General features: G+C 53.9%; 7 protein-coding genes. 2 read left to right on the plus strand and 5 right to left on the minus strand.

Annotated features, from left to right (window positions below):
- Positions 1–47: 47 nt before the first annotated feature.
- The 5 genes from J7619_RS11790 to J7619_RS11810 all read right to left on the minus strand — a co-directional run bounded on the left by J7619_RS11790 (position 48) and on the right by J7619_RS11810 (position 9,204).
- The gene (locus J7619_RS11790; protein ID WP_291198201.1) at positions 48–1,247 is read right to left on the minus strand and encodes a tail fiber domain-containing protein; all 1,200 of its coding nucleotides are present in this window, start codon (positions 1,245–1,247) and stop codon (positions 48–50) included.
- Between the two features lie 78 nt (positions 1,248–1,325).
- On the minus strand, positions 1,326–2,051 hold the full coding sequence (locus tag J7619_RS11795) for a hypothetical protein (protein ID WP_291198203.1): 726 nt from the start codon (positions 2,049–2,051) through the stop codon (positions 1,326–1,328).
- A 258-nt stretch (positions 2,052–2,309) separates the two neighbouring features.
- The gene (locus tag J7619_RS11800; protein ID WP_291198205.1) at positions 2,310–3,437 is read right to left on the minus strand and encodes a hypothetical protein; all 1,128 of its coding nucleotides are present in this window, start codon (positions 3,435–3,437) and stop codon (positions 2,310–2,312) included.
- 83 nt (positions 3,438–3,520) lie between these two features.
- Complete coding sequence (locus tag J7619_RS11805) at positions 3,521–4,726, minus strand: hypothetical protein (RefSeq protein ID WP_291198207.1); 1,206 nt, start codon at positions 4,724–4,726, stop codon at positions 3,521–3,523.
- 455 nt (positions 4,727–5,181) lie between these two features.
- Positions 5,182–9,204 (minus strand): two-component regulator propeller domain-containing protein, encoded by a 4,023-nt coding sequence (locus tag J7619_RS11810; RefSeq protein ID WP_291198209.1) that lies wholly within the window; start codon positions 9,202–9,204, stop codon positions 5,182–5,184.
- 357 nt (positions 9,205–9,561) lie between these two features.
- Here J7619_RS11810 and J7619_RS11815 point away from each other — a divergent pair, with 357 nt between their 5' ends.
- Both J7619_RS11815 and J7619_RS11820 read left to right on the plus strand, forming a co-directional pair.
- Positions 9,562–12,924 carry a TonB-dependent receptor gene (locus J7619_RS11815; protein ID WP_291198211.1) on the plus strand — a complete coding sequence of 1,121 codons (3,363 nt, stop codon included), beginning with the start codon at positions 9,562–9,564 and terminating at the stop codon, positions 12,922–12,924.
- Between the two features lie 15 nt (positions 12,925–12,939).
- Entirely contained in the window at positions 12,940–14,733 is a 1,794-nt protein-coding gene (locus J7619_RS11820) for a RagB/SusD family nutrient uptake outer membrane protein (protein ID WP_291198213.1), read from the plus strand.
- Positions 14,734–14,772: the final 39 nt, after the last annotated feature.

Consider the following 14,772-nt stretch of genomic DNA (forward strand, 5'->3'; position numbering starts at 1 on the left):
TGGCAATGCTCGCGGCATTGCGACATGCCCGAAAATGATTGATGTACCTACCGGCTCACGGATTTTGCTTGTTCCTCACCGGCATTAAGCATCTTCTCTACCCGGGTTACCCGGCTGTCGAGCTCCGTATAAGCCGCTTCTTTCAGTTTCAGCTCTGCGCTTAGCTGTGCCTTTTCTTTTCTCAGCAGTTCTACTTCCTCGTTAAGCTCCTGTACCGATTTAACCAGCATAGGAATAAGCTTGCTGTAATCCACCACCCACGGTGCGGTCTTGGCGTCGGCGCCCCCTACCCGGACAGCTTGCGGATATATCTTATACAGTTCCTGGGCGAGCACCCCCGTCGACAGCGTTTTTTGAGCATCCGCCTTGAAATTGTAGTCGTACACTTTAACCGCTTTCAAGGTTTCCAGGCCGAATTTTGAGGTACGGATATTCTCTTTCAGACGTGCATCGGAAGTGGTATTGTACTGGATGCCTGCGGCGGAGTGGGTGATGTTACCCATGCCGACGCCGCCAACAGCAAAATTGATCATCTCTCCCGTAGTAGTGCCCGCCGGTTTAGAAACGTGCAATGGAGAAACCGATCCAGAACGCTGGATTCCCACCCAAACGTCACCCGCCGGGGTACTGCGCACCTCAAAACCGTTGACATTGGAAGTGCCATTCCAGATGTTACCCGTTTGAGCGCCGGGGTTGGCTATAACTTTCATGTCGCCTCTGACATCCAGACGTGATTGCGGCGCTTCGGTATTAAGACCAATGTAACCCGTGCGACTGCCCGAACTTTGCATGAAGAATGCGTTCTCCTGAAGAACCAGGCCTTCATCTATTACCTGCAACCGAAGATCGGTCGCCGAATTCGACCGCAAAAAGGCATACTTGCTCTGCTCTGGGTCGATGTCAAACCCCACCACGGCGCGTCCCGCGTTGATCGCAATGGATGCAGCGGAGTCGATATTGGAACCGCCCAACGGATCGAATCGCGCCACCACGTTGGCTGCCGAAGGAAGATCCAGGTTCGAGACGGCCTGGACGTGCAATGTAGTCGGCGGGTTTGGATGATTAATACCGACGTGGCCCGATTGCAGCACAACTGTGTGCGTGCTGTTTTGGCCTTCCACATCCAAGTTAGCCCCGGGCGTAATGGTGGTAGGATTTGAGCCGATTTTCACCTGTGCCATTGTCGTCGTCGACAAAGCTGTAACGGCAGCGAAAGAAATAGCGGATAGTAATTGTTTTGTTTTCATAATGTGTTTTTTTGAAAATGATAGTCGCAGGAACAACCGCGTGTAAACTCGGGTAAGGTATGCTATTGAGTAAGCTTGTTAGTCGATCTTCGTAACGGTCATGTATGCACGCCCACAGGTACCAGTCCAGATAGGGTTAACAGGCGGGTTGCCGTCGGTCTGCATCGTGTAACCTTCCAGCGAGATTCCATCGCCAGGATTTAATTTTCCGGTATAAACCACAGATTGCCAGTCACCGGCGGTGAGGCCCATCGGGCTGGTACCTTTAAAGATTGGCCCGCCATTTTCTGAAACTACCCAGATCCGCGTCCACAACGTTACGCCGGCACCCGTGGTACTGATACACGACAAACCGACTTGTACCGAGTACGTTCCGGCCACCGGGACAATAAACCGCTTGTTGCCGGCATCCCAGCTGGCCGCTCCCAGCGTAGGCACGAGCGGAAGCCGCTGGTCGATCTGGTCATGGGTGGTGAATGTTGGAATCGTCGCCAGGCCGGTGATGGCCCCGCTGAATGCCGTTACCGGAATGGCAAGGTCCGACTGGCTCTGCCACGTCGCGACGCCGTTCGCGTCGGAGGTCAGTACCTTTTTATCACCTTGTGAACCGTCGGCGATAGTCAGTTTGCCGGTGGTTTTGTGAATGCTGATTTTTTTGGTAGGGTCCGTACTCTCAACCTCGAGGTTGTTGTTCGGATCGATCGTCGTCGGATTGGAACCGATCTTGACCTGACCAAAAGTGGCAGCGCTAGTTGCCAGGGTCATGGTGATCGCCAGGGCTGAAAAGAGTCGAATTGCTTTCATGTAGTGATTTGTTTGTGGAACTTTGGTTGAGTTTGAAACAGAACAAACCTACTATCCCCCGATTATTTCGACTTGTCGATACAAGAAATAGTTATCGTAGATCATGCCCTACAAAGTAGAATTAGTACTATATATCGTTAAGAATAATTCGCATATCCTACTTTCCTCTATCCACAAAAACAAATCTGTTTACAACACAAAAAAGTCCGTAACCAGGCAGGTCACAGACTTTTCATAATCTTCAAAATATACCATTTCTTAACCCGCCCCGACGTAACTGCGGATGTCAAAAACATTAAAGCCCAATACGACAGGATTGCCGGGCACAGATTTGAATTGTATCGTCGTCGATCCGGGGCCGGTGGTGATACTATTAGAAACGGCCGACGACGCTATGGGGCAGTAAACAGGCCAGTCACCCATTGCTACAAGCCCTTTGATGAGCGTTTGCTCCGTCGGAGTAAAGTCGGCATCCGAGTCGAGGGTAAGCGTAATGCCATCGGCTGCAACCAACGAGCCTACCGCGTGGGTAAAGCTTCCGTCGGGCCCAAAATAGGTTTGCCAGTCGGAACTATCTATCCACGGCGGGGTCGACTGCGATGCCCAGGCCTGGTGCAACAACGAGGAATTGTACCATTGTCCAGGGGTGACGGTTAACGTCGCAAAATGGTCGAATTCTGCGGAAACGGTAATCTTGCTCGACGCGAACTTCCGGCTTATGTGAAACGCGGCCGAACTGCCCGTCCAAATGCCGAAATAATTCGGGTCGTCGCCCGGCACCCAGGAATTGGAAACGTCCGGATCGTCATGGGTCGAGTCGAACGAAAAACGCGCGCCGGACGAGGCCTGCAATGTATTTTTCAGGTCCGAAAAAGAGGGTGAGAAATCGGCGGGCCTGGCGTCGGTGCCCTCATAGGGTTTCAGTACCTCCTGCGCGCTGCTGATCAGCAGTTGGGTCGACAGATCCGAGCGGCCAATGTTGGCCACGGAAGGTGCATTCACCATCGCCCATTGAAACCACACCGTTGGCAAAGTGTTGGCGGGCGGAGGGGGCGAAATGGTTTTCAGATAGGCCTGCCACTGCACATAAGTATCAGCACCGACGTCCTTCACGAAGTCGCTTTCCGGGAACGAGAGCCCATTCACGACAGCTGCATACTGACTGAAAAACGTCGGCTGCTGATAGTACCAGCGGTTGTATTTGAGCGTCACGGGTGGTACCACATTGAAACAATCCCAAAGGCCCTGGTCGCTTGCAGGTAGCCCCGGCGGTTGCAGCAACTGGAAATGCTGGACGGATAAATTGAGACTGGCGGCCAACCGGTTGTACCATCCGTCGGTAACGGCTGTCATTGCTTCGGTGGGCGTATCGTAGATAGTGATCATGTTGCTTCCTGAAAGATGGTTTCCCGGCACACGGTAATAGCAGAAGAAAGAAGGCTGGTGTCACCAGCCTTCCTGTTAAAACATCAGGCAGCAGCCAGGCTGTCGGCAGCAAAAGCCCGGGCCGTTTCGAAGAGCGAAATGCCCAGGTTCGAAGAGTGGCCTACAAATTCGCCGGCCGACAATACGTTCACACCCAGCACAACGGGTACCCCCGGAATGCTACTGGTGGTGATGGTCATATTGCCTGCCTGGTTGAACGAAACGCGGTTGGTGGAAGTACTACCGCTATCGCCCGAATAGAACGGCCAGAAACCCGCCGAACCGCTGGAAGTAATCGTCTGCTGATCCTCAGAAGAATACTTGGCGTTCGAGGTAACGGTAATGGACATACCCGACGCAACGATCACGTTCGCGGCGAAATACTGTAAGTTACCGTTCGTCCCGAACGTATTGTTCCAGTTGATCGACGACTTGTCGCTCCATGGGTTACCGGTCCGGTTGGCATATGCCAGGCCCATCGCCGATGAATAGTACCATGCGCCCGGCGTGTTGGAAAACACCAGGATGTGTTCAAAACTGGCATCCACGTTGACAGTGCTGGAAGCGAATTGCTCGCTAAGTGTTGAGGTAGAGCTGCTTCCGCCCCACAGGCCGAAGAAGCCCGACGTCGAACCGCCTGCCCATGAAGTGCTTACATTTTTGTTCATCGTACCGCTATTGAAATTGAAAGAGCGGGAAGGAGCGCTGGCCAATTGGTTTACCATATCGGCGTAATTCAGCTGCCAATCGAAATTTACCGGCAAGCCCTTTTCGTTGGTATACACTAATGTGAGCTCATTCTGGGCCGTAGCGATCGGGTCGAGCAGAATGGCTGCATAGTCGGATGAACCGATATTGGCCACCTCCGGCGCATTGAACATCGCCCAGTTTCTGAACATGGTCGGGATTTGATTCATGCTCGGTGCAGGCTGTGTCTGCACGTATGCATGCCACGCGGCAAAGTTTTCCGCTCCGATGTCGGCTTTCACGTCAATCTGACGCGACGGCACCAGCGCCGAAAGCAAACCTCTGTAATTGTTATAAAACTGGTTACCACCGCTGGCAACAAACTGGGCGGTTAGTGTTTTGGGAGGGATATTGTTGTAGTAGGCCCAGAAAGTCGGGTTTGCCGCAGTGCCGCTAGCGATCGGAGGTGCTGGCTGAATGATCTGAAAAGAGTCCTGGCTCTGGCCCAATCCCTGGATCAAACCATTGTACCAGCCGTTTTGTAAATCAAGAAAATTGCTCATTGTGACGTATGAATAATCCCCTGTTGTAAGACGGCAGGATCCGTCCCTGTAATCGATCCTTTTACAGGTAAGCCCGTTTTTTCAAGTGGTTGCTGAGCTCCACCGTACAAAAGCTTTTGCCTGACAAAGATTCGTAGAAATAATTCTTCAAAAACGACTACAAACACGTGTTTTCAAAAACAGGTGTTTACACTTGTTGGGAAGGGAGGAGAAGGGGGACAGGAGGTTTGGTCGGGTTTGGCCAGATTTTTGTCAGGTTTTGTCAGGTTTTGTCAGGTTTGGTCAGATTTTGTCAGGTTTGGTCAAGTTTTGTCAAGTGTAGTGAGGTCTTTCGTGATTCTATGCAATCAACAGCAATAGTAATTGTACAACACGCGCAACAGGTGACAACACGTGACAACACCTGACTACTCCTGACTACTCCTTTCCTCCCTTTCCCCTTTAATTCACAGATTTTACCCCTGCGCCCCGACCGCATATTCAGTAGGTGTTTTCCCGAACTGCTTCTTGAATTCCCGGCTGAAATACTTCCGATCGTCGTATCCTACGGCATAGGCGACTTCATAGATGGTCATTTTCTGCGACTGCAACAGTTGCGCCGCCCTTTTCAGGCGGATCGATTTCAGGAAATCATGGACAGACAGATCCGTCACAGCTTTAAGCTTTTTGTATAGCACCGACTGGCTCATCCCGATTTTTTCGGCCAGCATCGCCACCCCGAAATCCGGATTATCCATCAGCTCCTCGGTAATAGCAACGATCCTGGACAAGAACTGCTCGTCCAGGGACTCAATCACGACATTCTGCGGATCCAGGGTAATCCGCCGGCTGTATTTCTGCTGCATTAATTTCCGGGACGCCAGCAGGTTCCTGACATTCAGTTCCAGCAACTGAATGCTGAATGGCTTCGATATGTAAGCATCCGCACCGGTTTTCAAACCGCTGAGCTGGTGGTTCAGCGAGGCTTTGGCCGTAAGCAGCACAACCGGAATATGGCTTGTCCGTTCGTCGGTTTTCAATCTCGTGCACAATGCAAGCCCGTCCATTTCCGCCATCATGATGTCGCTGATGATCAGCTCGGGTATGCATTCGGTCGCTGTCGTCCAGCCCTGTTCACCGTTTTCAGCCTGAACAATGCGATAACGGTCGCCCAGCGCACCGGCGATAAACGCGCGCACTTCCTCATTGTCTTCCACGAGCAGTATCACGGGTTTTTCCCCATCGGTTTCCGGCACAGGTAACGCGTCGGATTCAGCCAGGAAATTACCATCGTCTGTCGCAACGGTCACCTGCGTTTCCAGTTGTTCCGCCGCAAAATGTGCATTGCCTTTCCGCATCAGAATCGTGAAGCAAGTCCTCCCCTTGCGGTTCTGCTGCTCTACGGTGCTTTCGACAGTCAGCTCTCCCTGATGCAATTCCACAATGCTCTTGGAAAGCGCCAGCCCGATTCCGTAGCCGGTGTTCTGCTTGCCGTGGTCGTAAATCTGGAAAAAGTTGGCAAACAGTTTGCCCAGGTATTGCGGCGCAATGCCGATGCCGTCGTCTTCGATCCGGATCTTCACCCGATCGTCATGTACCGAGACTTTCAGCGAAACCTTCCCGCCGTCATGCGTAAACTTGTAAGCGTTGCTGAGCAGGTTGAAAATCACCTTCTCCATTTGGCCGGCGTCGAAGTACAACGGAATGTCTTCGGTATCACACTCGAACACCGATTCGATGTTCCGGTGCTGCGAAACGAAGCTGAAATCCTGAAAAACACCACGCAGAAAAGGCACAAGGTCGTGGCGCGCCACATGCAGCGCGAGATGGTTGGTCTCCGCCTTCCTGAAATCCATGAGCTCGCTGACCAGCCGCAGCAGGCGGTTGGCATTCTTCCGCACCAGCGATAGGTTCGCTTGCACCTCTTCGTCGTGTTGGCGGGCCAGCATAAGCCCCTCCACCGGCCCCTGTATGAGCGTAAGGTGGGTGCGGATCTCGTGCGAGACATTGGTAAAAAAATTCAGTTTGACCTGGTGCAGCTCGTGTTCCCGCTTAAAAAGCGCCGTCATATAAAAATACCGGGTTACAAAAAGTACGACTGCCAGCGCCGCGAGCACATACAGGCCGTAAGCCCACCAGGTTTTCCAAACCGGCGGCAGTACGTGTATCGTGATCCTGCTAGGCGATTTACTCCATATCCCGTCATTATTGGCCCCTTTCACCAGAAAAGTATAGGTCCCCGGCGCGAGGTTCGTGTAGGTAGCCGACGAAGTCTTCACATAGTTCCAGTCCTTTTCAAAGCCGTCGAGCCGGTAAGCGTAGGCATTCTTTTCGGGTTTGATATAATTCAGCAGGGCAAAATCGATGGTAAAAATGTTCTGCGCATGCGTGAATGTGATTTCACGGGTGAGGCCGATGTCCTTTTGAAGCAACCCGTCGGGCCCGCCGATGCGCACGGATGTGTTGAACAGTTTCAAGCCTGTGAAAACGACCGGTGCGGCAAAATCATTGGTCTCAATCGCGGCAGGCAGAAAACTGACCAGCCCGTTGAGCCCGCCGAAGAACATCTCCCCCGACGCGTCTTTGTAATGGGTATTGGAAATAAATTCATTGCCGGGTAGTCCGTCGGCGACTGTGTAATTCTTGAAATTAATCTTGCCCGTATCGAACCGCGACAGCCCGTTGGAAGTGCTGATCCAGAGATTTCCCCGCTCGTCGTCGAGGATTCCCAGCACATTATCGTTCGGCAGACCGTTTTTCCGGGTGAAATTGATAAAGGTATTGCCGGCGCGATCGTAGCGCGTAAGCCCACCGTAGTAGGAGCCGATCCAGACGATCCCGCGGCGGTCCTCCAACACGCAGTTGATCACTTTCGGAAACCGCTTCTCCGGGGTCTCTCCCCGCGGTTTGATCCATTCGATACCGCCCGAATCGCTTCGCAGGACATTCACGCCCTCATTGGTACCGATCCAGAGGTTATGCTTCGAATCTTCGTAAAAATTCCGGATAAAATTTCCGCTGAGCTTAAATGGGGCCGGTGTGCCAACATTGAAATGCCGGAAAGCCCCGGTTTGCTTGTCCAGCAAGTCCACTCCTTTCTGATCCGTCCCGACCCACAACCGCCCGCGGCTGTCTTCGAAAACCGCACTGACGTTATCCGAGCTAAGCGATCCCGACCGCGCCGGGTCGTTCTGGAATGCGCGGAATGCGCGTCGCTGGGCATCGTAATAATTCAAACCGCCGAGGTGCGTGCCGATCCACAAATCGCCCTTTTTGTCCTGCACGATGGCTTTTACCAGGTTCGACGTCATGCCCGTCGCGCCCGCTCCGCTCCTGAAATTCCGGACGGCTCCGGTGCGGACATCGACGTGGTCGAAACCGCCCCCTTCCGTACCGATCCACAGGTTTCCGGCCCGGTCCTTCTCGACGGCGCTCACGACATTATGGTTAATGCTGTATTTCGATTTTCCCGCCTGATAAACCTTGAATGGCGTTTCGTGCGAATACACAATATTCACGCCATTGTAATAGGTACCCAGCCACACCGAGCCGTTGATATCCTGAAAAATATCGTACAACGAGTTCTGACTGAGGCTCGTCGGGTTCTCCGGCTCGTGCTGGTAGGTAGTGAATGTGCGCGTGGCGGGGTCCAGAATGCTAAGCCCTTCCAGCGTCGCGATCCAGAGCTTGCCGGTCTTATCAGCGAATATTTTGCGGATATTATTGTGAACGAGGCCGTTAACCCCTTCCCCTTTCTGGTAATATGTGAATCTCCCCGCGGTCTTGTCCAGTAAATTCAGCCCGCCATGCTTCGTCCCGATCCAGATGTTATGTTGTTTGTCTTCGGCAATGGCAGTGACAAAACCGTCGTTTAACCCTCCGACGACCGGGTAATCCGTAGCCTCGTTGACCGCGGGCTCCCCTGCCGACATCCCGGCCACATAACTCCTAAAACGCATCTCTTTCGGGCTAAATGTGATGCTGGTCAATCCCGTAGTGGTACCCACCCAGAGGCGCCCCTGGGAGTCTTCGAATAGGGTACGTATATCGTCCCCGGCAAGTATAGGCTCGGATCCTCCCGAGTAGTAATGCCTGAAACGCAAGTTTTTCCGGTCATAGAGTTCGTTCAGGCCATTGCCCGTCCCTACCCATACGATCCCGCGACTATCCTGGAATAGGCAGTTAACCGTATTATTGCTGAGCCTGCCCGGCTCCATGGGTTTCCCCGCCAGCGCGGACTCGAATGTGTCCGTTTCGGGTAAATAGCGGTTCAGGCCGTGGCTTGTACCGACCCACAGTGTACGTTTCGAATCACTGAGCGCAGACAGGACATAGCTTCCGCTCAAACTGCCCTTTACGGAAGGCTCATGCTGATAGATTTTGAAGTTACGCCCATCGAAACGGTTGAGCCCGTAGCTGGTGCCGAGCCACATGTATCCCTTTGGGTCCTGCACGATGGCCAGCACCGAGTTCTGCGACAATCCGTTTTCCGCATTCAATTTGTTAAAGACCAACCGATGGGCTGGCGGCCGGCGATCCGGCGCCCGGCGATCCGGCGCCCGGCGATCCGGCGCCCGGCGTTCCGGCGGCCGCTGTCGTTGCGCGGTTAAACCCGATCCGGAACAGAAAGCAATTATTACCAGGAGCAATGTCCTTAACCTCATCATTTGTCGCCTGCAAGGCACATTTCTGCCCACTGTTTTTTGGTACTAAAATACGATAAAATTATCCCGCCGCTGAAAAACACCCCTATTCGAAATGGATTTTCACCCCGTGAGACGGCCCGGTTCGCGGAATTTTGTTTAAACAATTTTCTATCAAACAAAATAATCCACTTTCAAACCCCGGGAAATACGATGAAGTATTCTACCAAAACAAAAAATACCCCACCCTCCCCGCTCCCGCCCATGCGGCACCTTCGCGGGCGCGCGGGCGCAGCGTTCGTAGCGCTATCCCTGTTGTCTGCCCCGGGCACTGCCTCGCTGGCGGCTGACGCGCCGGCAACTTCGAACAGGACATTCGCTCAAAAAGCACTGGCCGAACTGGCCGGTAAAGTAACAGACGAAAAAGGCGAGGGTCTTCCCGGAGTGAGCGTCATTCTGAAAGGCTCCCAGCAAGGGACCGTAACCGATGCCGAAGGGCGGTTTAAGCTGACGGTCACCGACCTCGCCGGCAAATCGCTGGTGTTCAGTTTTGTCGGTTATGAATCCAAAGAACAAGAGATCGGCAGCCAGACGGAGTTCAGCATCAGCCTCGCGCCCCTGGCCAGCAACCTCAACGAGCTTGTCGTGGTCGGTTATGGCGAACAGAAAAAGGTAAACCTGACGGGCTCCGTGGCCACGATCGACTCCAAAAGCATCGAAAGTCGCCCCGTGACCAACCTTTCCTCTTCGCTGGCGGGCCTGGGCCAGGGTGTATATGTACGCCAGAGCTCGGGCAAGCCGGGCGACGACGGCGCGACGATCCGCATACGGGGGACTGGTACCCTCAACGACAACAGCCCATTGGTACTCATCGACGGCATTATAGGCGTTATGGACGCCGTAAACCCCAACGATGTGGAAAGCATTTCCATTTTGAAAGATGCGGCCTCTTCGGCCATTTACGGTTCCCAGGCTGCCAACGGGGTGATCCTCATTACCACCAAAAAAGGCTCGAAAAACAGGACTACCGTTTCTTACAGCGGGTTGTTCTCGACTGCGAGCCCCAGCAACCTGCCGCAATTTGTGTCCGACTACCCGCGCCATATGCGCCTTTTCAATGAAGGTGCCGCCAATATCGGCCGCGCTGTACCGATTTACTCCGACCAGACCATCCAGACCTGGGAATATGCCAAACAGCACCCCGACGAACTGAATGTAAACGGCGTTCCCAACTGGCTCGCCTACCCTAATACCGACTGGGGAAAGGTGATTTTTGAAAACAATGTGGTCCAGAACCATAATATCTCCGTGAATGGCGGAAGCGAAAAGTCGCTGTTCAATATCTCGCTGGGCTACCTCAACAACCCGGGCGTGATGCAGAACACCGGCCTGAAACGCTACCAGCTGCGCGCCAACGTGCAAACCAAGATCGGCAATGCCGTGACCGTGGGTACGCAGACGTTTGCCCAGACCCAATCCAAAGACATGGGTAATACGGCCAATGCATTCAACTTCCTCCGCCAGACCGTGCCGGGCATTATACCCTATTACGACGGCCGTTACGGACTTCCTGCCGCTGCGGACGAAATCCAGACCGCCAACGGCATTCTGGCCTACCTGAACACCACCGGCGGGAAAGATTCGGAATCCCGGTTCAACTCCACGCTTTTCGCGAATGTCGACATTCTCAAAGGCTTGAAGTTTGAAACCAAAATGAACTATCAGATCCGGTTTGCGGAATACAATTCGCACGCTATCCCGGTATTGCGCTGGAATTTTGCCAACAACGTGGCTGACGACGTGAACCAAACCAACGATCCGACCACGATGAGCACCCGGTATACCTACAACAAGAACTACCAGATCACCTTCGATAACGTGCTCCGCTACAATACTACCATCGGACGCGATCACGAAATCGGAGCATTGGCAGGTTACAACCAGTATTATTACAATTACTACGATATCGACGCGACGAAAACAGGCCTCATCGACTGGACCGTCACTACCCTCGGCTCGGCGACCGACATGACCAATACCACCGGCACTGAGTACGACCGCGCCATGCGTTCGTGGTTCGGGCGGCTCAACTATTCGTTCCGCTCGAAATACCTGTTTGAAGCAAATATCCGCTATGACGGATCTTCACGGTTCTCGCCCGACACCCGCTGGGGAACATTCCCGTCCTTCTCGGCAGGCTGGCGCATTTCGGAGGAAAACTTCTTCGGCGGCCTCCGCAACCACATTCCGAACCTGAAATTACGCGCTTCCTGGGGTAAACTGGGTAACAACGCCTCCGGCGATTACGACTACCAGGCCAACTACGGGAAAGTCAACTACTCGTTCAACAGCACCATCGCTTCCGGCCTCGCCCAGGGCAAAATCGCCAATCCGTTCCTGAGATGGGAGTCGACGACGGTGACCAATATCGGCCTTGACGGTAATGCCTGGAACAACCGCGCCAGCTTCGAATTGGAATGGTATGACAAATACACCGACGGTATCCTCACCACCCCGCCCATTCCGCTTACTGCCGGAACCGTCTCCGCGCCTACGCAAAACACCGCCGCCGTCCGGAACCGCGGGATTGAATTCTCACTCGGATGGCGCGACAAGGTTGGGGGCGTAAACTACTCGATCAACGGAAATTTCGCCTATAACATCAACCGGGTGACTACCTACAAAGGCAAACTCAACGAACAATGGGTGACCAATGCCGACGGAACACGGAGCTACGTGAGTAACCTGGGTGATGTTTCGACCGGCGGCGATAACCGCATCCTGGAAGGCCGTGCGATCAATGAGTTCTACCTGCGCGAGCGCTACCACGGAAACGGCACCTACAAAGCTGGCGGTGAAGTGGATATCAATGCAGGCCCCGGGGACGGTATGATCCGTACACAGGACGACCTCGCCTGGGTAGACGCCATGAAAGCGGCAGGCTACTCGTTCTCGCCTGTGAACAGCGTGGGCAAGGCGCAGCTTTACTACGGCGACTTCATCTTCGCCGACCTGAATGGCGACGGCAACTACGGCAACAGTTACGACCGGAAGTTTACCGGCACAACCTCCAACCCGAAATATGTTTTTGGGGTGAATATGGATGCCAGCTGGAAAGGCTTCGACCTGTCGATGATCTGGGCCGGTTCGGCGGGTATGCAGTATTACTACAACTTCGAGGGATATAACAATTCCATCGTCCGCGACGGAAACGGCATTGCCCAGCGCGTGGCCGACGACCATTACTACTACAACGACGCCAATCCCAACGACCCGAACAACAACATCACCGGCGCATTCCCGAGGCTGAAATACAATGGCGACGCGATTAACACCACTTCCAGCACCAACTGGCTTTACGACGCTTCCTACATCAAGCTGAAAAACCTGCAACTGGGCTATTCGATCCCCGACGTTTGGAGCAAAAAGCTGAAAATAAGCCGCGCAAGGCTGTTCCTTTCGGGTGAAAACCTGCTGATCATCACCAAATACCCGGGCCTCGACCCGGAGATCGGCGCCGGCGTAGGTTATCCTACCATGAAGCAATATTCACTGGGAGTGAATGTAACCCTTTAATTTCCAATCCGTATCATGAATTTCCCTATCCATATATTCAAAAGAAAAGTCTGCCAAATCGGTATTCCGGCGCTCTCGCTGTTCGCATTGAGCGCCTGCGAGCCTGACCTGCTCGACACCAGCCCCTATGGCTCCATTTCGTCGAACACCATGTGGACGACCGACAATCTCACCGACCTCGGCATGACCGGCATCTACAACGCATTGCGGCTCGGTATCAGCACCAGCTCCGCTTCGGGCAGAGAGCTTTATCATTTCGACCGCATGGGCATGAGTGGCCAGCAGCGCGATGGCGACGCGTTCATGAATGGTACGGCCACGGTGGGCAATGGCAATGTCAGCAGTGTGTGGTCGGAGTTGTACGAAGGTGTACACCGCGCGAACGACGCCATCAGGAACCTCACCGAAAAGTCGCCATCATCGCCTGAAAAGAAGGCCAGATACATGGCGGAGGCCAAATTCCTTCGCGCCTACTATTATTTCAGGCTCAACCAGCTTTTCAAAGGCGTGCCGATTTACCTCGAACCGGTTCAGCTCGAAGAGATCACCAAAGGCCGCGAAACAGAGGCCAAGGTATGGGAGCAGGTCGTGAAGGACCTCACCGACGCCATTAACGAGCCTGCATTGCCTGCCAAATATGCCAAGGGCAATGCGGCATTCGGGCATGTGACCAAAGGCGCGGCATATGCCTTGAGAGGCAAGGCTTATATGTATACCAAACAATGGGACCTCGCCATTGCCGACTTCGAGAAAGTGAAAGCGGCCGGGTACGCATTGTTCTCCGGCGCCGGTGCCGACAGCTACCGCTTGCTGTTCAAGCAGGCCAATGAGCAGAGCGATGAGATGATCTTCTCCATTCAGCACATGGGCGTGAGCGGTTACGGCTCCACCACGCAGTTCTTCTGCGGTACCCGCTCTTCGACGGGCTCCTGCTGGAACACTTACCTGATATCGCCGAATGTCGTCGATTTGTATGAAAACAAAGATGGCAGCCCATTCAACTGGGACTCGGTGATCCCCGGCTACAATGCCATGCCTGTTGCCAAAAGGGAGGTTTACTTCCTGAGAAACAACCTCACCGCAACGGAAATCGCCGCCATGACCGCCAAAGGCCTCGATATGAGCCTTTACCTGCCTACCGGCAATGAAGAAAGGATTTCGAAGGCTTATGAAAACCGGGACCCGCGTTTGCAGGCCAACGTCATCACGCCATATGCTTCGTATAACGGCACCACACCGGTCGTGTCACGCTGGCCTTACCGCGTCGCCAACGGGCTGCCCATCGCCGATCTGCGTACCGACACCGGTAACCTCTTCTATTACCTCCACCGCAAATTCGTTTACGAAGGCGCGCCAGGGGTGGAAATCGAGAACCGTACCTACGGCGCCACCGACTTCCCGCTGATCCGCTACGCCGATGTCCTGCTGATGTGGGCCGAAGCGTTGAATGAAAAAGGCAACACCACCGACGCCGTGGCTTTGGTGAACGAGGTCCGGGCACGGGCGGGTGTGGCATTGCTCAATTCCAACGCAGCCACTACCGTGACCGGGCAGGCCAACCTCCGCGAGCGCATCCGCAACGAGCGCCGCGCCGAGTTCGTCAACGAGGGCATCGATTACTTCGACGAGCTGCGCTGGGGTACTTTGAAAGAAACCGTCTTTTACACCGGCAACGGGGTGAAACAGGTTTGGGGAACGGTGGTCGTACCTTACGTTTGGTCCGGCGACTTCCTGAACACCTGGCCGATCCCGCAATCGGAAATCGAACGAAATACCAATTTGCAGCAAAATCCCGGCTGGATGAATTAACTATATTGCCAGGAGCGGAGTACGGCTTTGTCCGGCCCC

This window comes from Dyadobacter sp., from assembly GCF_017744695.1.
Taxonomy (GTDB): Bacteria; Bacteroidota; Bacteroidia; order Cytophagales; family Spirosomataceae; genus Dyadobacter.

Excerpts from the sequence above, each read along its gene's own strand:
- J7619_RS11820 (WP_291198213.1), top strand. The coding sequence starts at position 12,940 with ATGAATTTCCCTATCCATATATTCAAAAGAAAAGTCTGCCAAATCGGT.
- J7619_RS11795 (WP_291198203.1), bottom strand. The coding sequence starts at position 2,051 with ATGAAAGCAATTCGACTCTTTTCAGCCCTGGCGATCACCATGACCCTG.
- J7619_RS11790 (WP_291198201.1), bottom strand. The coding sequence starts at position 1,247 with ATGAAAACAAAACAATTACTATCCGCTATTTCTTTCGCTGCCGTTACA.
- J7619_RS11815 (WP_291198211.1), top strand. The coding sequence starts at position 9,562 with ATGAAGTATTCTACCAAAACAAAAAATACCCCACCCTCCCCGCTCCCG.
- J7619_RS11800 (WP_291198205.1), bottom strand. The coding sequence starts at position 3,437 with ATGATCACTATCTACGATACGCCCACCGAAGCAATGACAGCCGTTACC.
- J7619_RS11805 (WP_291198207.1), bottom strand. The coding sequence starts at position 4,726 with ATGAGCAATTTTCTTGATTTACAAAACGGCTGGTACAATGGTTTGATC.